A 21,708-nucleotide genomic window follows, 5' to 3' on the forward strand; every position below is an offset into this window, starting at 1 on the left:
CCATGACAATAACTCCACAACAACTGATCGCGCTGCTACCGCTGCTGATCGTCGGATTGACGGTGGTGGTTGTGATGCTCTCCATTGCGTGGCGACGCAATCACTTCCTGAATGCCACGCTGTCGGTCATCGGCCTGAACGCCGCGTTAGTCTCTCTCTGGTTTGTTGGCCAGGGTGGGGCGATGGACGTCACCCCGCTGATGCGCGTTGACGGTTACGCCATGCTGTATACCGGTCTGGTTCTGCTGGCGAGCCTGGCAACCTGTACCTTTGCGTATCCTTGGCTCGAAGGCTACAACGACAATAAAGAAGAGTTTTACCTGCTGGTTCTGATTGCCGCGCTGGGCGGTATTCTGCTGGCGAACGCGAACCACCTGGCTGCGCTGTTCCTCGGCATTGAGCTGATCTCTCTGCCGCTGTTCGGTCTGATTGGTTACGCCTTCCGTCAGAAGCGCTCTCTGGAAGCAAGCATCAAGTACACCATCCTGTCTGCGGCGGCGTCCTCGTTCCTGCTGTTTGGTATTGCGCTGCTGTACGCACAGTCCGGTAATCTCTCCTTCATGGCGCTCGGCAAGAGCCTCGGTGACGGCATGCTGCATGAGCCGCTGCTGCTGGCGGGTCTGGGCATGATGATTGTTGGCCTTGGCTTCAAACTCTCTCTGGTTCCGTTCCACCTGTGGACGCCAGACGTATACCAGGGCGCTCCGGCTCCGGTTTCTACCTTCCTGGCGACGGCGAGCAAGATCGCTATCTTCGGGGTGGTGATGCGTCTGTTCCTGTACGCACCGGTGGGTGACAGCGAAGCGGTTCGCGTGGTGCTGGGCATCATCGCGTTCGTCTCCATCATCTTCGGTAACCTGATGGCGCTGAGCCAGACCAACATCAAACGTCTGCTGGGCTACTCGTCTATCTCTCATCTGGGCTACCTGATGGTGGCGCTGATTGCGCTGCAGAGCGGTGAGATGTCGATGGAAGCCGTAGGCGTGTATCTGGCCGGTTACCTGTTCAGCAGCCTCGGCGCGTTCGGCGTGGTGAGCCTGATGTCCAGCCCGTACCGTGGTCCGGATGCCGATTCACTGTTCTCCTACCGTGGTCTGTTCTGGCACCGTCCAATTCTGTCCGCGGTGATGACCGTGATGATGCTCTCTCTGGCGGGTATCCCGATGACGCTGGGCTTCATCGGCAAATTCTACGTGCTGGCCGTCGGTGTGCAGGCGCACCTGTGGTGGCTGACCGCGGGCGTGGTTATCGGCTCCGCGATTGGTCTGTACTACTACCTGCGTGTGGCAGTGAGTCTGTACCTGAGTGCGCCTCAGCAGCTCAACCGTGATGCCCCAACCAACTGGCAGTACAGCGCCGGCGGTATTGTGGTACTCATCTCCGCGCTGCTGGTGCTGATCTTCGGTATCTATCCGCAGCCGCTGATTGATATCGTGCAGCGCGCGATGCCGCTGATGTAAAAGCAAAAAACCCGCCTTGGCGGGTTTTTTTATTGTCCAGCGGCGCTACGCTTGCAGGGCCTACGGATTTTGTAGGTCGGGTAAGCGAAGCGCCACCCGACTAAGCCAACTGCTTGCGACTAATCAGTGGCCCGTCAATCTTCTTCATCGAGCGGTCCAGCACTTCCTCAATCACCGACGACAGCTCGTTCAGCTCAAACTTCGCCACGTAACCGTCCGCCTTCACCTTACGAATATGATCTTCGTTGGCGTTGCCGGAAAGGGAAGAGTGGATCACCACCGGAATGTCCTTCAGGAACGGGTCGGTTTTGATTTTGCGCGTCAGCGTAAAGCCGTCCATCTCCGGCATTTCCAGGTCGGTCAGCACCAGAGCGATCTTATCGGTGATGGGCACCCCTTCTGCCTGCGCCTGTGCTGCCAGCACGCCAATTTTTTCCCACGCCTCTTTACCGGTGATATGCAGCTGTGCGGGGATCTCCATCGCCTGCAGGCCTTTCTCCAGCATCGAACGCGCCACTTTGGAATCTTCTGCGACGATGGCGACAGCGCCTGGCTTGATATGGAATTTGGTGGTCTTCAGATTTGTGGCGTGAAGGTCGTGGTTGGCCGGGGTGATGTCATACAGGATCTGCTCAACGTCCAGCACCATCGCCAGATCGTTGGTATCGGTCTTCTCGTCCAGGCAGGCAATACTGGTGATGTAGCGTCCGCTGACGGCGGTTTCCGCCGCGTGAACCTGCTTCCAGTCCAGACGCATAATGTTCTCAACCGATTCCACGGCAAACGCCTGCACGCTACGCGCATACTCGGTGATCAGCAGGATGTTCAGGCCGGTTGTTGGCTTACAGCCCGCCACGGCGGCGAGGTCAATCACCGGAATCACCTGATCGCGAATGTTCACCATCCCCATCAGCGGTGATTTCATTCCTGCGGGTTTGGTGAACTCCGGCATTGGCACGATTTCACGCAGCTTAAAGACGTTAATGCCAAACAGCTCGGATTTATTTTCGTTCAGAGAGGTGCCAAGACGAAACAGCAACAGTTCAAAACGGTTCGACAGGGTGAGATTCGCCCTGTCATCAATATCTTTCTGGAAATTATCCATTCTACCCTCGAGAGAAATGCTGACCTTTTAATCGTTATCGGCATTCTGAGGGAAAAATGAAGGACTAAACGCTGACCTGAGCGAAATCTTCGGCCAGCTCACATTCCGGGAACAGCGCGCGGCACTCTGCCAGCAGGCTTGCACATCCCCGCGCATCGTAGCGCGAGCTGACATGGGTGATGATGAGCCTCCCGACGCCCGCGTCACGGGCAAGCTGCGCCGCCTGACGCGTGGAGCTATGGCCACGGCTGTTGGCTTTCTCTTCCATTGCCGTTTCAAGCGTGGCTTCATGCACCATCACGTTCACGCCCTGAGCCAGGCTCAATGCCGCCGGGCACGGGGCCGTGTCGCCAAAAATCGCCAGCTTCTTGCCGGGCTGCGGTGCAGCGAGATAATCCTGGCCGTTGATGACGCGCCCGTCCTCCAGCGTGACGGTCTCTCCGTGCTTCAGGCGCTGGAACAGCGGTCCGGGTTTTACGCCATCCGCCATTAGCGCGGCGGCATCCAGCGCGCCAGGTTTGTCATGCGCCTCAATGCGGTAGCCATAGCACTCCACGGGATGATTGAGCGGGTGGGCGGTGACGTTATAATCCCCGTCATCGAAAACCAGACCGTCGCTAATCTCAACGATCTCCAGCGGATAATCGGTCCACGACCCGCTCAGACGCAGCGTAGTGTTAACAAACTCACGCACACCCGCCGGCCCGTAAATCGTCAGCGGGTTGGCATTACCGGCCATTGAGCGGCTGCACAGCAGGCCGGGCAGGCCAAAAAGATGGTCGCCATGCAGGTGAGTGATAAAGATTTTATCCAGCTTGCCCGGGTGATATGAGGTATGTAGCAGCTGATGCTGCGTCCCTTCACCACAGTCAAACAGCCACAGCCCGCCGCGGGTTGGGTGTTTGAGATCCAGCAGAATCGCCGTCACATTTCGTGAGCGGGTTGGCACGCCAGCGGACGTACCCAGAAAAAACAGTTCCATAACGCAATCAGCCCTTTGCCGAACGGGGAGGGGTTTAGTATAACGTGATGAACCCCAGGAAGGAGACTGACATGATCCAGTGGCAAGATTTACACCATAGCGACCTCACCGTTCATTCGCTCTACGCGCTGCTTAAACTGCGCTGTGAAGTATTTGTGGTTGAGCAGACCTGCCCGTATCAGGACATCGATGGCGATGACCTTGTCGGCGAGAACCGTCATATTCTCGGCTGGCGCGATGACGAGCTGGTAGCGTATGCGAGGATTCTGAAAAGCGACGACGATTTTGAGCCTGTTGTGATTGGCCGCGTCATCATCAGCGGTAACGCACGGGGTGAAAAACTGGGCTATCAGCTGATGGAAAAAACGCTGGAGGCGTGCCAGAAACAGTGGCCGGATAAGGCGTTATACCTGGGCGCGCAGGCACACCTGCAGTCCTTCTATGGCCATTTTGGGTTTGCCCCGGTGACGGAGGTCTACGACGAAGATGGCATCCCACACATCGGCATGGCGCGGGAAGTGAAACAGGCGTAATGGCATCTCGTTGGCTATAGTTAGCGGACTGGTGTACTAACATGGAGAAAAATATGTCATTTCAATCCTGGGATACCCGTATCGACGACGACCTGGCCTTACTGAGCGAAACGCTGGAAGAGGTGTTACGTTCCTCGGGCGACCCTGCCGATCAGAAATATATTGAGCTGAAAGCCCGTGCCGAGCAGGCGCTGCATGAAGTGAAAAACCGCGTCAGTCATGCGTCTGATACTTACTACTACCGCGCCAAAAAAGCGGTGTATCGTGCCGATGATTACGTGCATGAAAAACCGTGGCAGGGTATTGGGGTGGGGGCAGCCGTGGGGCTGGTACTGGGGCTGCTCTTAGCCCGTCGTTAACAGCGTTTAAAACGGTTAACCACTCCCTATACGTGGGTACTGATATTTCTTATGGTACCCCGTATAATACGAGGTTTTAACAGGGAGAGGTTCGCGTGAATTCGATTTTCCTCGCGCTGGAGCATCTGCGTAGCCAGCTTACGCAAGCGTTACCCGCAGCACCCGGCATACGTCATTTCGACGTCGCTTTCCCGTTAAACGACGCCTTCGATCCCCTCGCCTGGCTGGGCGAGCAGCAGTGTTATCCTCAATTTTACTGGCAGCAGCGTAACGGCGATGAAGAGCTGGCGGCGCTGGGGGCGGTTACCCACTTTTCTTCTCTGGCGTTAGCCTCACAGTTTTTGCACGAGCAAAATGCGGCGAGTGATACCCGTATCTGCGGCCTGAACGCCTTTAATCCGGAGCAGGGCTGCCTCTTTTTACCACGCCTGCTCTGGCGGCGTACCGCCGGAAACGCCACGCTGCGCCTGCAGCTGTGGAGCGACCGCTCGCTTCAGGATGATGCCTTTGCCGCGCGGGATTTTTTACAGCAGCTTCAGCCAGCCAGGCCTATCCGTCCGCTGTCCGTTCAGGTTGAGCACGAAACCCATCAGCCACAACAGGCCGAATGGCTGAGACTTGTCCGCAGAGCGACAGAGACCATCGCGCGCGGTGATTTTGAAAAGGTCGTCCTCGCGAGGGCCACCGATCTTCAGTTTACACAGCGCGTTAGCCCTGTCGCGCTGATGGCGGCCAGCCGCGCCCTGAATTTACATTGCTACCATTTCTGCATGGTATTCGACGGCGGCAACGCCTTTCTCGGCTCAACGCCCGAGCGTCTCTGGCGGCGGCGCGGCAAGCTGCTGCGCACGGAAGCGCTGGCGGGCACGGTCGCCAGCCATACCGATGATAAACAGGCGCAGCATCTGGGCGAGTGGCTGCTGAATGACGATAAAAACCAGCGCGAAAATATGCTTGTCGTGGAAGATATCTGCCAGCGTCTTCAGCACCACACGCAGACGCTTGAGGTACTGCCAGCCCAGGTGGTGCGCCTGCGTAAAGTGCAGCATTTGCGCCGCTGTATCTGGACCGAACTTAAACAGGCCGATGATGAGCAGTGTCTTCACATGCTGCAGCCGACCGCGGCCGTTGCCGGATTACCGCGACAGCCTGCGCGCGAGTTTATCCAGAAGGTTGAGCCCTTTAACCGCGAGTGGTACGCCGGATCGGCCGGGTATTTATCGCCCGATCAAAGTGAGTTCTGCGTGGCGTTGCGCTCCGCTCGCGTGCTGGAGGATTCCCTGCGGCTCTACGCCGGCGCCGGCATTGTCAGCGGGTCTGACCCGGAGCAGGAGTGGCAGGAGATTGAAAATAAAGCCGCCGGGTTGCGCTCTCTGCTCCTAAGGGATTAATACATATTCGCGCAATCCCGATTCACATCAAAATTCCAATTTTTTCTATTATTTATACTGTGTCGCATTCTTGATACCGGACAATCTCATGTCAGTAAGTTCTTTTAACCGACGCTGGGCGGCGGTGATCCTTGAAGCCCTGACGCGCCATGGCGTCAGGCACGTGTGTATTGCACCGGGTTCTCGCTCAACGCCGCTAACGCTGGCGGCCGCCGAAAACCGGGCGTTGATTCACCACACCCACTTTGATGAACGCGGCCTGGGCCACCTGGCGCTGGGTCTGGCGAAAGTCAGCAAAGAACCTGTGGCGGTGATTGTCACCTCCGGTACCGCGGTGGCAAACCTCTATCCAGCGCTGATTGAAGCCGGGTTAACCGGTGAAAAGCTGATCCTGCTCACCGCCGATCGCCCCCCTGAGCTTATTGACTGCGGCGCCAATCAGGCTATTCGCCAGCCGGGACTCTTTTCTTCGCATCCTTCGCAGACGGTGTCGCTCCCTCGTCCCACCCAGGATATTCCGGCAAGCTGGCTGGTCTCTACTCTCGATCACGCCATGGAGACGTTGCGCGGCGGGGCGTTGCACATCAACTGCCCGTTTGCCGAGCCGCTGTACGGTGAGCTGGACGACACGGGTCTTGAATGGCAGCAGTCTCTGGGTGGCTGGTGGGAGAGCGAAAAACCGTGGCTGCGCGAGCAGACGCATCTTGAGAGCGCGAAACAGCGCGACTGGTTCTTCTGGCGGCAGAAGCGCGGCGTGGTCATCGCCGGGCGCATGAGCGCCGCTGAAGGCAAGCTGGTCGCGGAATGGGCGCAAACGCTCGGCTGGCCGCTGATTGGCGACGTGCTTTCCCAGACCGGTCAGCCGCTGCCGTGCGCCGACCTCTGGCTGGGTAATGCGAAAGCGGTCACCGAGCTGTCGCAGGCGCAAATTGTGGTTCAGCTCGGGTCGAGTTTGACCGGCAAACGGTTACTGCAGTGGCAGGCTACCTGCACGCCGGAAGAGTACTGGCTGGTGGACGTGCTGGAGGGGCGGCTCGACCCGGCGCACCATCGCGGTCGTCGGCTGGTCAGCAATATTGACGCCTGGCTGACGCTCCATCCGGCAGAAAAGCGCAAACCCTGGGCGGTTACCCTCCCGGACCTTTCGCGCCAGGCGTGGGAACTGACTAAAGCGCACTGTGACACGTTTAGCGAGGCCGGGCTGGCGCACCGTATTCGCCAGCTCCTGCCTGAGCAGGGGCAGCTGTTTGTTGGCAACAGTCTGGTCGTGCGCCTGATTGACGCCTTTTCGAAGCTGCCTGCCGGCTACCCGGTTTACAGCAACCGTGGTGCCAGCGGCATTGACGGACTGATCTCAACGGCGGCGGGCGTGCAGCGTGCCAGCGCGAAATCGACGCTGGCGATCGTGGGCGATCTCTCCGCGCTCTACGATCTCAACGCGCTGGCGCTGCTGCGTCAGGCGTCAGCCCCGTTCGTGCTGATTGTGGTTAACAACAACGGCGGACAGATTTTCTCTCTCTTGCCCACACCGCAGAGCGAGCGCGAGCGCTTCTATCTGATGCCGCAGAACGTGCAGTTCGAACATGCTGCGGCGATGTTTAGCCTGAAATACCATCGCCCGGAAAGCTGGGAACAGCTGGATGCCGCGCTACGTACCGCCTGGAAGCAGCCGGGTGCGACGCTGATTGAGCTGGTGGTGAACGATGCTGACGGCGCGCAGATGCTGCAAAACCTGCTGGCGCAGGTGAGCCAGCTGTGATCCTCGCGGGCGTGCAGCGGGCCGGCAAGCCAGGCTATCCCTGGCTGGTCTTTTTGCACGGCTTTTCCGGCGACTGCCGCGAGTGGCAGAGAGTCGGTGATAAACTCAGCGACTACCCCCGGCTGTATCTGGATCTGCCGGGTCACGGCGGCTCCCGTCGTTTTGGCGTAGCGGGGTTTGAGGAGATGAGCACATTACTCACCCGAACCTTACTTAGTTACAACATACTGAACTTCTGGCTCATCGGGTACTCCCTCGGCGGCCGCATTGCGATGTTCCATGCCTGCCAGCAGCCTGAGGGGCTGTTAGGCGTGATGGTGGAGGGCGGACATCCTGGCCTGCAGGATGCCGAAGCGCGTCTTACGCGGCTGGCCTCTGACCGCAGCTGGGCGAGACGTTTTCGCACTGAACCGCTGGGTAAGGTTTTCGCTGACTGGTATCAACAGCCCGTTTTTGCCTCCCTTACGGATGCTCAGCGAGACGCGCTGATTACCCTGCGCAGCCAAAATAACGGCGCGGCGCTGGCGATGATGCTAGAGGCAACATCGCTGGCCGTACAGCCCGATTTGCGGGCCGCGCTTAGGGCACGCCATTTCTCTTTTGATTATCTCTATGGCGAACGCGATGAGAAGTTTGCGGCCCTTGCCGCTGAGCTGAACGCCGTTCGCCATGCAATTCCCAACGCCGGACACAACGCCCACCGGGAAAATCCCGATGCGGTTACCGCGAGTCTGGCTCAGATACTGCGTCTTCGAATAAAGGACATTCTATGATCTACCCTGATGAAAACATGCTCTATGCACCGGTTGAATGGCAAGACTGCTCCGAAGGCTACACCGACATTCGCTACCACAAATCCACCGACGGCATTGCCAAAATCACCATTAACCGTCCGCAGGTGCGTAATGCCTTCCGTCCGCTGACTGTAAAAGAGATGATTCAGGCCCTGGCTGATGCGCGCTACGACGACAATATCGGCGTGATTGTCCTGACCGGCGAAGGCGATAAAGCGTTCTGCTCGGGTGGCGATCAGAAAGTGCGTGGTGACTACGGTGGATACCAGGACGATGCGGGTACGCACCACCTGAACGTGCTCGATTTCCAGCGTCAGATCCGTACCTGTCCAAAACCGGTAGTGGCGATGGTGGCGGGCTACTCCATCGGTGGCGGTCACGTGCTGCACATGATGTGCGACCTGACCATTGCCGCAGAGAACGCCATCTTCGGCCAGACGGGCCCGAAAGTAGGATCCTTCGACGGCGGCTGGGGTGCCTCCTACATGGCACGCATCGTCGGACAGAAAAAAGCCCGTGAAATCTGGTTCCTGTGCCGTCAGTACAACGCCCAGGAAGCGCTGGATATGGGTCTGGTGAATACCGTGGTACCGATTGCCGATCTCGAAAAAGAGACCGTACGCTGGTGTCGCGAAATGCTGCAGAACAGCCCAATGGCGCTGCGCTGTCTGAAAGCGGCACTCAACGCCGACTGTGACGGTCAGGCGGGTCTGCAGGAGCTGGCGGGTAACGCCACCATGCTGTTCTACATGACCGAAGAGGGCCAGGAAGGGCGCAACGCGTTTAACGAAAAACGCCAGCCAGATTTCAGCAAATACAAACGGAATCCGTAATGCGTCGCGCGCAGGTTTACCGCTGGCAGATACCGATGGACGCGGGTGTGGTGCTGCGTGAACGGCGGTTAAAAACCCGTGACGGCTTCTTCGTGCATCTGCAGCAGGGCGAGCGGGAAGGCTGGGGCGAGATTTCGCCTCTGCCGGGCTTTAGCCTCGAGTCGCTGGAGGACGCGCAGGCTGCATTGCTGGCGTGGGCAGAAGCGTGGCGTGAGGGCGAGAATCCGGCGTTGCCGGACATTCCTTCCGCCGCCTTTGGTATCAGCTGCGCGCTGGCGGAGCTGGACGGCAGCCTGCCTGAAGAGGCTAACTACCGCGCGGCACCGCTCTGCACGGGGGATCCGGACGAACTCTTCGCGCTGCTCTCTGCCATGCCGGGAGAGAAGGTCGCGAAAATCAAAGTCGGCCTCTACGAAGCGGTACGTGACGGCATGGTTGCTAACCTGTTGCTGGAAGCGATCCCCGACCTTCATCTGCGTCTGGATGCTAACCGCGCCTGGACGCCGCTGAAGGCGCAGCAGTTTGCGAAATACGTCAACCCGGCGTACCGCAGCCGCATTGCCTTCCTGGAAGAGCCGTGTAAAACCCGCGATGATTCGCGCGCGTTTGCCCGCGAAACGGGGATTGCCATCGCCTGGGATGAAAGCCTGCGTGAAGCGGATTTTGCCTTCGTTGCCGAGCCCGGCGTCAGTGCGGTAGTGATTAAACCGACGCTGACCGGCAGTCTGGCGAAAGTGCGCGAACAGGTCGCGGCGGCGCACGCCGCAGGGCTGACGGCGGTGATCAGCTCGTCGATTGAATCCAGCCTGGGGCTAACCCAGCTGGCGCGTATTGCCGCCTGGTTAACGCCGGACACGGTTCCTGGCCTCGATACGCTGAACCTGATGCAGGCTCAGCTTATCCGCACGTGGCCGGACAGCACGCTGCCGTGCCTGGGTAACGAGGCTCTGGAGCCGTTGCGATGAGTTTTACCGACTGGCCCTGGCGGCACTGGTGTGCGCAGTTTGCCGATAAACCGGCCCTGAGGCTCAACGACGAGGCGCTCAGCTGGCAACAGCTGTGCGCGCGCGTCGACAGCCTTGCGGCGGGGTTTCACCAGCAGGGCGTGGAGGAGGGCGACGGCGTGCTGCTTCTCGCCCATAACCACCCGCAAACTTTGCTGGCGTGGCTGGCGCTGCTCCAGTGCGGGGCGCGTATCCTTCCCGTTAATCCGCAACTGCCGCGTCCGCTGCTGGACGTGTTACTTCCCCAGATGACGCTGCGCTTTGCGCTGGTGCTGGACGGTCTCTACAACGGTCTTCCTGCTTTGAGTATGCGCGCGAGCGCGGATGCATATCGCGTCGCGTGGCAACCTGCGCGACTGGCCTCCATGACGCTGACCTCCGGCTCTACCGGGCTGCCAAAAGCCGCGGTGCATACCTGCGAGGCCCATCTTGCCAGCGCGCGCGGCGTGCTGGCGCTGATGCCCTATGGTGAAGACGACGACTGGCTGCTTTCGCTGCCGCTGTTTCACGTTTCCGGTCAGGGCATTTTATGGCGCTGGCTGCAGGCTGGCGCGCGGCTAACCGTACGCGAGAAACAGCCGCTGATGCAGGCTTTGCATGGCTGCACGCACGCCTCGCTGGTACCGACCCAGCTCTGGCGTCTTTTGAATACCGAAAGCAATATTGCCCTGAAAGCCGTTTTGCTTGGCGGGGCGGCCATTCCGGTGGAGCTGACACAAAAAGCGCGAGAGCAGGGGATTTGCACCTTCTGCGGTTACGGCCTGACCGAGTTTGCCTCTACCGTCTGCGCGAAAGCGGCGGACGGCGAGCCGGACGTGGGCAGTGCGCTGCCGGGCAGAGAGGTGCAGGTCGTTAACGGTGAAGTCTGGATCAGGGCGCAAAGCATGGCCTCAGGCTACTGGCGCGACGGCGCGCTGATTCCGCTGACCAATGCGCAGGGATGGTTCGCCACGCGCGATCGCGGTGAATGGCATGACGGCCGCCTGACGATTCTGGGCCGCATGGACAATCTCTTTTTTAGCGGCGGAGAAGGGATCCAGCCGGAGAGCCTTGAGCGGGTTATCGCTCGCCATCCGCAGATCAACCAGGTGTTTATCGTTCCGCTGGACGACGCCGAGTTTGGGCAACGTCCGGTGGCGGTGGTGGAGTGTGAGCCGGGAACGGATATCAGCCGTTTACCTGACTGGGTCAGGGATAAGCTGGCGCGTTTTGAGCAACCCGTCCGCTGGCTGCTGCTGCCGACTGAACTCAAAAATGGCGGCATTAAAGTCTCGCGTCGCGCGCTGCAGCAGTGGGTGAATGCATCGCTGAAGGGATAATAGCCGTTTCAAATAGTTACAATCTACCGACCTGCCGCACGCAGAGTGCTTGATCCCCGGAAGAGTCAGGTTAAAATCTCGCGGTTTTGGAACTTCTTATAAAATGTGCGGGATCGCAACAATGAAAAAAGTGGCATTAATGGGCTTCGGCCTGATGGTTGTTTCTGCGGCGGCTAACGCTATTAGCATTAATGGTTCGGCGGGTCAGGATTACACCCACCTGGGCTTTGGCATGGGTACAGAGACCTCCGGTCTGGCGATGACCGGTGGCTGGACGCATAACGATGACGACGGCGACGCGGCGAGCCTCGGCCTGGGTCTTAACATTCCTCTTGGCCCGTTCCTGGCGACCGTTGGCGGTAAAGGTATCTATACCAACCCAAATGACGGTGACGAAGGGTACGCGGCGGCAGTGGGCGGCGGCCTGCAGTGGAAAATTGGCGACAGCTTTGGCCTGTTCGGTGAGTACTACTATTCGCCGGACTCCCTCTCAAGCGGTATCGAAAGCTATGAAGAGGCCAACGCCGGCGCGCGCTGGACCATCATGCGTCCGATTACCATCGAAGCTGGCTATCGTTATCTGAACCTGGCCGGCAAAGACGGCAATCGCGACAACGCGCTGGCCGACGGCCCGTACGTGGGCGTTAGCGCAGGCTTCTAATCACTCCGGCGCGGCATTCTGTCGCGCCAGTTTCTCTCTTCTCCACCCCGCGTTTGCGCTATAGTGTTTTGACCAAATAAGCGGGAGAACATAATGATTAACGTGGAGATGTTATCCACCGGCGATGAAGTGCTGCATGGACAAATTATTGATACCAATGCTGCCTGGCTTGCCGATCTTTTCTTTGAGCAAGGATTACCGTTAACGCGCCGCAATACGGTGGGCGACAATCTTGAGTCACTGGTCAGCGTTCTGCGCGAGCGCAGCGAACACTGTGACGTGCTGATTGTGAACGGTGGGCTCGGCCCCACCAGTGACGATCTCAGCGCCCTGGCCGCTGCGACTGCCAAAGGCGAAGGGCTGGTGCTGCACGAGGCGTGGCTTTCGCAGATGGAGCGCTTTTTCTCCGAACGTGGCCGCATCATGGCCCCCAGCAACCGCAAGCAGGCTGAAATCCCCGCCAGCGCGGAGCTGGTCGATAATCCGGTCGGTACCGCGTGCGGGTTTGCCATGCAGCTGAACCGCTGCCTAATGTTCTTCACGCCGGGCGTGCCCTCAGAATTTAAAGTGATGGTCGAGCAGCAGATCCTGCCGCGCCTTCGCGATCGTTTTACCCTGCCTGAACCCCCGCTTTGCCTGCGTCTGACCACCTTTGGCCGCTCTGAAAGCGATCTGGCCCAGAGCCTCGATCACCTCTCACTGCCGCCGGGTGTGTCCATGGGCTATCGCTCCTCCATGCCGATCATTGAACTCAAGCTTACAGGCCCGGCCGAGCAGAAAGAGGCGATGCTGGCCCTCTGGCCTGAGGTGCAGCGCGTGGCGGGCGAAAGCCTGATCTTTGAAGGCACGGAAGGGCTACCGGCACAGATTGCGAAGCATTTGCAGTCGCGTCAGCTGAGCGTGACCTTAAGCGAGCAGTTCACGGGTGGCCTGCTGGCGCTGCAGCTGTCGCGCGTCAACGCGCCGCTGCTGGCCAGCGAAGTGGTACCGTTCCAGCAGGAGACGCTGGCGCAGACTGCCCGCTGGGCCTCTGAAAGAAGGGTGAAGCATTTTGCCGGTCTGGCGCTGTTTGTCGGGGGGCTGGACGAGGAATACCTTAACTTTGCGCTGGCCACGCCGGAAGGCACCTGGGCGCTGCGGGTAAAAATGAGCATCACCCGCCACAGCCTGGCGGTGCGTCAGGAGGTTTGCGCCATGATGGCGTTGAACATGCTGCGCCGCTGGTTGAATGGCAAAGAGGTTGCCAGCGAGCACGGCTGGATCCAGGTTGTCGAGTCGCTGTTTATTGAGTAAAACCCGTGCCGGGGCTTTTCACCCCGGCACTGTTCAGCCCAGCGCCTTCGCCAGCAGGGTAATTGGATGTTCACAGCGCTTGCTGGTGGACATCTCAATCTGCCACTTGCAGGTTTCGCAGTCGGTCACCACGATATCCGCGCCGCTCTCTTCAATCTGGCGGAACAGCGGGGCGCCAATCGCCTGTGACGTTTCGTAGTTCTCACGCTTGAAGCCATAGGTTCCTGCAATCCCGCAGCAGCGCGAATCCAGCACCGTCAGCTCAAGGCCTGGAATCAACCGCAGCAGTTCAAGCGTATAGATCGACCAGCCCATTTTCTCCATATGACACGGCGTGTGGTACACCACTTTCAGCGGTAATGTACCCAGCGGCAACGTTTGCCCGCTATCCAGTTTGCGCCACAGGAAGCGCGTCGCCAGCTCGATGTGCTCGCGCAGGCCGGTATTATCCACGTCCAGCAGATGCGGGTACTCGTCGCGCAGGGTAAAGGTGCAGGTGGACGAGGTCGCCAGCACCGGAATACCCTTGTCGACAATGGCTTCCCGCAGCGACGTGACGTTGCTTTTTGCCTGCCTGCGCGCTTTATCGGTAAACCCGTTGGCAATCAGCGGTACGCCGCAGCACTTCTCCTTGTTCAGTAGCTGAACGCCCGTTCCCATGGCGTTGAGCACCTTCAGCAGATCTTTGCCCAGCTGCGGGTGGTTGTAGTTCACATAGCAGCCGTGGAAAAAGGCTACCTGATCGGCAAACTGTGCCTGCTCTGCCGCGACGGACTTGTACCAGCGGCGGAAGGTGCCGTGAGAATATTTGGGCAGGCTGCGGTGATGGTCAATCTTGAGCGTGGCATCCAGCAGCTGGCGCACCGGTTTGAGAGAGGTCGCGGCATTCACCAGCGGGGCAAACGGCGTCGACAGGCTGCCCATCAGATCGGTGTGGCTCAGGATCGCGTCCCGCAGCGTCGGCTTTTGCGTGCTATAGCGCGCCCGGGCGCGCTGGATGATATCGCCAATGTTGACATCAGACGGACAGGCCACCTCGCAGCGTTTACAGTTGATGCAGTATTTCAGCGCCTCGTCGTACAGCTTGCCGTCCTTCAGGCGCAGACGCTCGCCGTCCGGCCCGGCCTGTTTCGGGCCTGGATAGCTTGGATTGACGCCGCTGACCGGGCAGACGGTGGTACACACCGTGCATTTAATGCAGCTTTCAAAACGGGTATCGTTCATTGTTCAGCCTCCGTGCGCTGGCTAATCTGTTCTGCCACATACAGCGCCGTGACGGCGCAGACGCCGCCCCCGCATCCCTGGGAGATCGGGTCGTATCCGCCCAGCAGCGAGCCGATGGCAAAGAGATTGCTGACGGGCTTACCGGAAAGCTGCGGGTGTAGCTGGTTATCGACAATCACGCCGAACTGTTGCCAGGGCTGCGGCGAGAAGAAATCGCTCTGATACCAGTCCGCGCGGGAGGCGCTTTGCCGGACATCCAGCCCCATAATGGCTTCCCGAATGCCCTCCCGGCTGCTCAGCAGTCCATTACTGAAGAAACTGCCGCTTGCCAGCACCGTATAGCGTGCGCGAAGTGGAATATCATCGTGGTTGCGCGTCCATACTTCGCTTACCGCGCCGTCCGTCAGGGTGATTTTTTTCACCTCGTCACCCGCCATCCACACGCCGCCCTGCGCAACAAACTGGCGCTGCAGCTGGGTATGCAGGCGAATACCCGGTACGGAAGGCGGCAGCGTTGGCAGCAGGCCGAGCGAGCAGGGCAGACGATCCGAGAGCCAGCGCCAGAGCCGGTTGTCGCGTAAGCCAAAGCAGGCGGGCATCAACAGCGTGTCGCAGGTTTCGCCGATCGGCCTGAGCGCGTCATACAGCAGCGGCCATTTGTCCTCGTTATCAAGGAAGCGGGCGATATTCACCGCGCGAAACTCGCTCGGGTTGTCGCGCAGGACATCAAGCTCGGGCAGCTCTATCTCTGCCGTTTCGGCATTAACGCCCTGGCGACAAAGTGACGCCGCCGCGAGATGGGGCTGAAAATCAAGAAAACCGCTAATACCTACTACCCGCACGCGCGCGGCACTGAACGGGGCAACGGGCACCTCCTCCGGGCTGAGCCAGGCGGAACGCAGGGTACCGAGCGGCGTGACGCGCTGATGATTCTGCCGGGCGCTCCCCTTCAGACGTGCGCCGCAGTCCGCCAGTAGCGCTTCGGTTTCGAGGGCAAAGCGGTCAATATGCTGCGCGCCGATCAGGTGATACGGGTGCTCCGGCGGCAGTTTATCGCGGTATGTATCGTCCACCAGATCCAGCGAGCCCGACGAGAAGTGCAGGGCGCTCTGACCCCGGGTGATAATGGCGCAGCGCAGCCCCTGCTTTGTGAGTTTGATTCCACAAAGCAGGCCTGCCAGCCCGCCGCCGACAATCACGGTATCAAATTTCATCGTGTTGCTCCTTCTCAAGACCGCAAAGTCCCTGGTAGACCCAGCGGGTAAACTCGCTTTCACGCAGGGCATCACCCCAGGCAACAGGCTGAATGCCTTTCCAGCGCTCGTTTAAAAACGCGCTGAGCTGATCGAGCGACTGGGTGGCGGTGGTAGTATGAAAACGTTGCAGCAGCCCGGCGGCACGGCAGGCGCACAGCTCGCCCTGGCAGGTCCCCATTCCGACGCGGGTGCGGCGGCGGAGATCGAGCAGGCTATTGACCGTCAGATTCTCCACAGCGTATTGCACTTCACCGGCGGTCACGGCTTCGCATTCGCATACCAGGCTGCGGCTCAGCCGGCCTTCGCCCAGCCAGACCGGCGTCCTGTCGCCATGGCGATAGATGGCCGACCCGCGCAGAGGGGCGGGGAGGGAGATAATTTTTTGTAGCGTCTTCTCGGTGGACTGCCGCGATCCGGGCAGGGGTTGCTCCGCCGTTACGCACGGTTCGGTATTGCCCAGCTTGCGGCAGACGGCATCCGTTGCCCACTCCGCCATCAGGCGATAGGTCATCAGCTTGCCGCCGGTGATGGTGATAAACCCGTCCAGGCCGTCACGCGCGGCATGGTCGAGCAGCACAATGCCGCGGCTGACGTTACGCCCGCTCGGGTCGTTATCGCTGGCGACCAGCGGACGTACGCCCGCATAAGCGCGAAGGATCCGGGTTTGCGCCATCACCGGAGCCAGTTTTTCCCCTTCGCGCAGCAGGATATCCACCTCTTCGGCGGTCACGCGGTTGTAATCAATCTCGCTGTAGTCCACGTGCGTTGAGGTCGTACCGATTAACGAAATGGTATCACCGGGGACGAGGATATCGGCATCAGACGGTTTTCGGCAGCGGTTGATCACATGGTTATTAATGCGGTGATCGAGGATCAGCAGGGAGCCTTTCGCCGGGAACATGCGAACCGACAGGTCGGCGTATTCCGCAATGCGCTGTCCCCAGATCCCCGCGGCATTGACGACGACGGAGGCGAACAGCTCGCCGTGCTCGTGGTATTGCGTGTCAAATACCCGTACGCCGCAAATGCGATGGCCTTCGCGGATAAGCCCGGTCACTTCGTGCCCGGTCAGAATGTGCGCGCCATGCTCGCGGGCGTCCAGCATATTGGCGGCCGTCAGGCGAAAAGGATCAACCGTACCGTCAGGCACTTTTACCGCGCCCGTCAGGGCCGGGTTGACAGAGGGCTCAATGCGACGCGCAAGGGCCGGGTCGATGGCCTCGGCCTGAATCCCCGCCGCAAGGCAGGCGCTAATAAAGGTTGACTGAAAGGCAAGATCGTCTTCGGGAAGCGTAATAAACAGACCGTCGGTCGGTTCAATGCAGTGGCGGGCAATACGCCGAAGGATCTGATTTTCGGCGATACATTCGCGCGCGGATTCGCCATCCGTCACGGCGTAGCGGGCGCCGCTGTGAAGCAGTCCATGATTGCGGCCGGTAGCGCCTGTCGCGATGTCATGGCGCTCCAGAAGCGTGACGCTTAATCCCCGCAGGGCGCAATCGCGTGCGATGCCGGCGCCGGTTGCGCCACCGCCAATGATAATCACATCGCTATAGCGTGGATCGTGAATTGTCATTGTCATCCCTCTGTGTTCGTTTTTTATCATTTAGCCACATGAAAACTATGGTTTGTTTGATTTCGAACACAAACGAGCGAAATTCGAAAGTGAAACGTGATTTCATGCGCTTTTTTGCGCATTCTGTCATATTTCTGTAACAATCTGTGCGTTGATTCACAGTAACAATCACCGTGATTTCTTAACATCCCCGCCTCTGGAATTCAGGTGCGAGCCACCTGCTCATTCAATTCAAGGCCACGGAGGCTGTCATGCTCAGTATCTTCAAACCTGCGCCGCATCGGGCGCGTCTGCCAGAGGCAGAAATTGATCCGCTATACCGCCGTCTGCGCTGGCAAATTTTCCTGGGGATCTTCTTCGGGTACGCGGCGTACTACCTTGTTCGTAAAAACTTTGCGCTCGCTATGCCGTATCTGGTGGAGCAGGGCTTTTCGCGTGGCGATCTGGGGTTCGCGCTATCGGGTATTTCCATCGCCTACGGTTTTTCCAAATTCATTATGGGTTCAGTGTCCGATCGCTCGAATCCACGCGTGTTCCTGCCGGCCGGTCTGATCCTGGCGGCAGCGGTTATGCTGTTTATGGGCTTTGTGCCGTGGGCAACCTCCAGCATTGCCGTCATGTTCGTGCTGCTGTTCCTTTGCGGCTGGTTCCAGGGAATGGGGTGGCCACCGTGCGGACGCACCATGGTGCACTGGTGGTCGCAGAAAGAGCGTGGCGGTATCGTGTCGGTGTGGAACTGCGCGCATAACGTGGGCGGCGGTATTCCGCCTCTGCTGTTCCTGCTGGGGATGGCCTGGTTCAACGACTGGCACGCGGCGCTGTATATGCCTGCCTTTGGCGCAATCGTGGTGGCGATTATTGCTTTTGCGCTGATGCGCGACACGCCACAGTCCTGCGGTCTGCCGCCGATCGAAGAGTACAAAAACGACTATCCGGATGATTACAGCAAGGAGCATGAAGAAGAGCTGACCGCAAAACAGATCTTCATGAAGTACGTCCTGCCGAACAAGCTGCTGTGGTACATCGCGGTGGCGAACGTGTTCGTTTACCTGCTGCGCTACGGCATTCTGGACTGGTCACCGACTTACCTGAAAGAGGTGAAGCACTTCGCGCTGGATAAATCGTCCTGGGCCTACTTCCTGTATGAATATGCGGGGATCCCGGGCACGCTGCTTTGTGGCTGGATGTCGGACAAAGTGTTCAGGGGTAACCGCGGTGCGACGGGCGTGTTCTTTATGACCCTGGTCACCATCGCGACCGTCGTTTACTGGCTCAACCCGCCGGGCAACCCATCAGTAGACATGGCCTGTATGATCGTCATCGGCTTCCTGATTTATGGTCCGGTTATGCTGATCGGTCTGCATGCGCTGGAACTGGCACCGAAGAAAGCAGCAGGCACGGCGGCAGGCTTTACCGGTCTGTTTGGCTACCTGGGTGGGTCGGTCGCGGCGAGCGCCATCGTGGGTTATACCGTTGATTACTTCGGCTGGGACGGCGGCTTTATGGTGATGATCGGCGGTAGCGTGCTGGCGGTACTGTTGCTGATTGTCGTGATGATCGGCGAGAAACGTCACCATGCGGAAGTGCTGGCACGTCGTCAATAAGGAGCATTGCCATGAAATTATCTTACTTAACAACCGGCCTGCTGCTGGCGGGCCTGATGACAGGTTCTGCACTGGCGGCAGATAAAATCGTTATCGCCCACCGCGGCGCGAGCGGCTATCTGCCGGAGCATACGCTGCCGGCAAAAGCGATGGCCTATGCGCAGGGCGCGGATTACCTGGAGCAGGATCTGGTAATGACGAAGGACGACCAGTTGGTCGTTCTGCACGATCACTATCTTGACCGCGTGACGGACGTGGCGGAGCGTTTCCCAAACCGCGCCCGCAAAGATGGTCGTTTCTACGCCATTGATTTTACCCTGGCGGAGATCCGCTCCCTGAAGTTTACCGAAGGCTTCGAGATTGAAAACGGCAAGAAGGTGCAGGTCTATCCGGGACGTTTCCCGATGGGCAAATCTGACTTCCGGATCCACACCTTCCAGGAAGAGATTGAGTTTGTTCAGGGGCTGAACCACTCAACCGGTAAAAATATCGGTATCTACCCGGAAATTAAAGCGCCGTGGTTCCACCACCAGGAAGGGAAAGACATTGCGGCGAAAACGCTGGACGTGCTGAAGCAGTACGGCTACACCAGCAAGAAGGACAAGGTTTATCTACAGTGTTTTGACGCCGCTGAGCTGAAGCGCATCAAAACCGAGCTGGAGCCGAAGAGGGAGATGAACCTCAATCTGGTACAGCTGATTGCCTATACCGACTGGAATGAAACCCAGGAGAAGCAGCCGGACGGCAAGTGGGTGAACTACAGCTACGACTGGATGTTTAAGCCGGGTGCGATGAAGCAGATTGCGCAGTACGCCGACGGCATCGGGCCGGATTACCACATGCTGGTGGCGGAGGGTTCCACGCCGGGCCACGTGAAGCTGACGGCGATGGTGCAAGAGGCACATGCCAGCAAGATGCAGGTCCATCCGTACACGGTGCGTGCAGACCAGCTGCCGCCGTATGCCACGGACGTGAATCAGCTTTATGAGGTGTTGTACAACCAGGCGGACGTGGACGGACTGTTTACGGATTTCCCGGATAAAGCGGTGAGCTTTTTGAAGGATAAACGCTGAAATTGCCGGGTGGCGGCTGCACCTTACCCGGCCTACGAACTGCGGTTTTGTAGGTCGGGTAAGCGAAGCGCCACCCGACGTAATCACATCTCGATCTCAATATCGCCTTTTGCCCTGCAGCAGCAGGGCAAAATTTCCCCTTCGTTGATAAAGGCCAGCGGTTCGGTCAGCCAGTCCACCTGGCCTGCGACCAGGCGGCAGCGACAGGAGCCGCAATAGCCTTCACGACACTGGTACTCTACCTCCACCTGATGCGCTTCAAGCGCCACCAGCAGGGAAGGGTGCTCTTCCTGGCACAATACTTCGGTACCCGAAAGGCTCAGCGTTACGCGGGTCATCAGAGCTGGAAGTCGCTCAGGTCGTCAGTATTGACTTCAGAATCAATCTGACCAACCAGGTACGAACTCACTTCCACTTCCTGTGGCGCCACCTGCACGTTATCGGACACCAGCCAGGTGTTGATCCACGGGATAGGGTTAGAGCGCGTCTGGAACGGCAGCTCGAGGCCAACAGCCTGCATGCGGATGTTGGTGATGTACTCAACGTACTGGCACAGAATGTCTTTGTTCAGGCCAATCATGGAGCCGTCGCGGAACAGATAATCTGCCCACTCTTTCTCCTGCTGAGCGGCCAGCACGAACAGGTCATAGCACTCCTGTTTGCACTCTTCGGCGATTTCCGCCATTTCCGGGTCGTCCGTGCCGCTGCGCAGCAGGTTCAGCATGTGCTGGGTGCCGGTCAGGTGCAGGGCTTCATCGCGGGCAATCAGACGGATGATTTTAGCGTTGCCCTCCATCAGCTTGCGCTCGGCAAAGGCGAAGGAGCAGGCGAAGCTGACGTAGAAGCGGATCGCTTCCAGCGCGTTGACGCTCATCAGGCACAGGTACAGCTGCTTTTTCAGCGCGCGCAGGTTCACGGTGATGGTTTTGCCGCTCACGTTGTGCGTACCTTCACCCAGCAGATGCCAGTAGCTGGTCATCTCGATCAGCTCGTCGTAGTAATGGGCAATGCCCTCCGCGCGCTTCTGGATCTGCTCGTTGGTGACGATATCGTCAAACACCACCGCCGGATCGTTCACGATATTGCGGATGATATGGGTGTAAGAACGGGAGTGGATCGTCTCCGAGAACGCCCATGTTTCCACCCAGGTTTCCAGCTCAGGAATCGAAATCAGCGGCAACAGCGCCACGTTCGGGCTACGGCCCTGAATGGAGTCCAGCAGCGTCTGGTACTTCAGGTTGCTGAGGAAGATATGCTTTTCGTGATCCGGCAATGCCTGAAAATCGATGCGATCGCGGGATACGTCCACTTCTTCCGGGCGCCAGAAGAAGGAGAGTTGCTTTTCAATCAGCTTTTCGAAGATGTCATATTTTTGCTGATCGTAGCGTGCCACGTTGACCGGCTGGCCGAAGAACATCGGCTCTTTGAGCTGGTCGTTTTTCGTCTGTGAAAAGGTGGTATATGCCATTGAGGTGAGTCCTG

20 protein-coding genes are annotated in these 21,708 nt (G+C 58.9%); 13 read left to right on the top strand and 7 right to left on the bottom strand.

Features of this window, described 5'->3' with window-relative positions; genetic code table 11:
- The first annotated feature begins 2 nt into the window (after window positions 1–2).
- The gene (nuoN, locus tag E3U32_RS04415) at window positions 3–1,460 is read left to right on the top strand and encodes an NADH-quinone oxidoreductase subunit NuoN (protein ID WP_029740937.1); all 1,458 of its coding nucleotides are present in this window, start codon (window positions 3–5) and stop codon (window positions 1,458–1,460) included.
- Window positions 1,461–1,560: 100 nt separating this feature from the next.
- Here nuoN and E3U32_RS04420 read toward each other — a convergent pair whose 3' ends face one another.
- Entirely contained in the window at window positions 1,561–2,565 is a 1,005-nt protein-coding gene (locus E3U32_RS04420) for a chemotaxis protein (RefSeq protein ID WP_032643418.1), read from the bottom strand.
- A gap of 64 nt (window positions 2,566–2,629) precedes the next feature.
- A complete protein-coding gene (rbn, locus tag E3U32_RS04425; protein ID WP_134347783.1) occupies window positions 2,630–3,547 on the bottom strand; it encodes a ribonuclease BN in 918 nt (305 codons plus the stop codon).
- A gap of 71 nt (window positions 3,548–3,618) precedes the next feature.
- Between rbn and E3U32_RS04430 the strand changes: the two genes are divergently transcribed.
- From E3U32_RS04430 to E3U32_RS04475, 10 genes are all read left to right on the top strand, one after another.
- Complete coding sequence (locus tag E3U32_RS04430) at window positions 3,619–4,080, top strand: GNAT family N-acetyltransferase (protein WP_134347784.1); 462 nt, start codon at window positions 3,619–3,621, stop codon at window positions 4,078–4,080.
- 53 nt (window positions 4,081–4,133) lie between these two features.
- Window positions 4,134–4,439, top strand: coding sequence for a stress response protein ElaB (gene elaB, locus E3U32_RS04435; RefSeq protein WP_008500219.1), 306 nt, complete (start codon window positions 4,134–4,136; stop codon window positions 4,437–4,439).
- 95 nt (window positions 4,440–4,534) lie between these two features.
- A complete protein-coding gene (gene menF, locus E3U32_RS04440) occupies window positions 4,535–5,830 on the top strand; it encodes an isochorismate synthase MenF (protein WP_134347785.1) in 1,296 nt (431 codons plus the stop codon).
- Between the two features lie 88 nt (window positions 5,831–5,918).
- Window positions 5,919–7,589 carry a 2-succinyl-5-enolpyruvyl-6-hydroxy-3-cyclohexene-1-carboxylic-acid synthase gene (gene menD, locus E3U32_RS04445; protein WP_134347786.1) on the top strand — a complete coding sequence of 557 codons (1,671 nt, stop codon included), beginning with the start codon at window positions 5,919–5,921 and terminating at the stop codon, window positions 7,587–7,589.
- Window positions 7,586–8,362, top strand: coding sequence for a 2-succinyl-6-hydroxy-2,4-cyclohexadiene-1-carboxylate synthase (gene menH, locus E3U32_RS04450; RefSeq protein WP_134347787.1), 777 nt, complete (start codon window positions 7,586–7,588; stop codon window positions 8,360–8,362). Before menD ends, menH begins: the two co-directional genes overlap by 4 nt.
- Complete coding sequence (gene menB, locus E3U32_RS04455) at window positions 8,359–9,216, top strand: 1,4-dihydroxy-2-naphthoyl-CoA synthase (RefSeq protein ID WP_023312524.1); 858 nt, start codon at window positions 8,359–8,361, stop codon at window positions 9,214–9,216. The genes menH and menB overlap by 4 nt, the downstream gene beginning before the upstream one ends.
- Window positions 9,216–10,181, top strand: a complete 966-nt coding sequence (menC, locus tag E3U32_RS04460) for an o-succinylbenzoate synthase (protein WP_134347788.1) — start codon at window positions 9,216–9,218, stop codon at window positions 10,179–10,181. Before menB ends, menC begins: the two co-directional genes overlap by 1 nt.
- A complete protein-coding gene (menE, locus tag E3U32_RS04465; RefSeq protein WP_134347789.1) occupies window positions 10,178–11,539 on the top strand; it encodes an o-succinylbenzoate--CoA ligase in 1,362 nt (453 codons plus the stop codon). The genes menC and menE overlap by 4 nt, the downstream gene beginning before the upstream one ends.
- 121 nt (window positions 11,540–11,660) lie before the next feature.
- Window positions 11,661–12,200 (top strand): YfaZ family outer membrane protein, encoded by a 540-nt coding sequence (locus E3U32_RS04470; protein ID WP_134347790.1) that lies wholly within the window; start codon window positions 11,661–11,663, stop codon window positions 12,198–12,200.
- 93 nt (window positions 12,201–12,293) lie between these two features.
- Window positions 12,294–13,493, top strand: coding sequence for a nicotinamide mononucleotide deamidase-related protein YfaY (locus E3U32_RS04475; RefSeq protein WP_134347791.1), 1,200 nt, complete (start codon window positions 12,294–12,296; stop codon window positions 13,491–13,493).
- A gap of 33 nt (window positions 13,494–13,526) precedes the next feature.
- Here the strand turns inward: E3U32_RS04475 and glpC are convergent, their stop codons facing one another.
- From glpC to glpA, 3 genes are read right to left on the bottom strand one after another with little or no spacing between them, the layout of a single operon-like run.
- Window positions 13,527–14,717 carry an anaerobic glycerol-3-phosphate dehydrogenase subunit GlpC gene (glpC, locus tag E3U32_RS04480; protein ID WP_134347792.1) on the bottom strand — a complete coding sequence of 397 codons (1,191 nt, stop codon included), beginning with the start codon at window positions 14,715–14,717 and terminating at the stop codon, window positions 13,527–13,529.
- Window positions 14,714–15,931, bottom strand: coding sequence for a glycerol-3-phosphate dehydrogenase subunit GlpB (gene glpB, locus E3U32_RS04485; RefSeq protein ID WP_134347793.1), 1,218 nt, complete (start codon window positions 15,929–15,931; stop codon window positions 14,714–14,716). Before glpB ends, glpC begins: the two co-directional genes overlap by 4 nt.
- Entirely contained in the window at window positions 15,921–17,549 is a 1,629-nt protein-coding gene (gene glpA, locus E3U32_RS04490) for an anaerobic glycerol-3-phosphate dehydrogenase subunit A (RefSeq protein ID WP_134347794.1), read from the bottom strand. The genes glpB and glpA overlap by 11 nt, the downstream gene beginning before the upstream one ends.
- Window positions 17,550–17,800: 251 nt before the next feature.
- On the opposite strand from glpA, the gene glpT reads away from it, so the two are divergent.
- Together glpT and glpQ are read left to right on the top strand one after the other, a co-directional pair.
- The gene (gene glpT, locus E3U32_RS04495) at window positions 17,801–19,153 is read left to right on the top strand and encodes a glycerol-3-phosphate transporter (protein ID WP_134347795.1); all 1,353 of its coding nucleotides are present in this window, start codon (window positions 17,801–17,803) and stop codon (window positions 19,151–19,153) included.
- Window positions 19,154–19,164: 11 nt separating this feature from the next.
- Window positions 19,165–20,226 (top strand): glycerophosphodiester phosphodiesterase, encoded by a 1,062-nt coding sequence (gene glpQ, locus E3U32_RS04500; RefSeq protein WP_134347796.1) that lies wholly within the window; start codon window positions 19,165–19,167, stop codon window positions 20,224–20,226.
- 83 nt (window positions 20,227–20,309) lie between these two features.
- Here glpQ and yfaE read toward each other — a convergent pair whose 3' ends face one another.
- Window positions 20,310–20,564 (bottom strand): class I ribonucleotide reductase maintenance protein YfaE, encoded by a 255-nt coding sequence (yfaE, locus tag E3U32_RS04505; protein WP_025757202.1) that lies wholly within the window; start codon window positions 20,562–20,564, stop codon window positions 20,310–20,312.
- On the bottom strand, window positions 20,564–21,694 hold the full coding sequence (gene nrdB / locus E3U32_RS04510) for a class Ia ribonucleoside-diphosphate reductase subunit beta (protein ID WP_134347797.1): 1,131 nt from the start codon (window positions 21,692–21,694) through the stop codon (window positions 20,564–20,566). The genes yfaE and nrdB overlap by 1 nt, the downstream gene beginning before the upstream one ends.
- Window positions 21,695–21,708 lie beyond the last annotated feature (14 nt).

Origin of the sequence: Lelliottia nimipressuralis (assembly GCF_004402045.1) — a bacterium.
GTDB classification, from domain to species: domain Bacteria; phylum Pseudomonadota; class Gammaproteobacteria; order Enterobacterales; family Enterobacteriaceae; genus Enterobacter; species Enterobacter chinensis.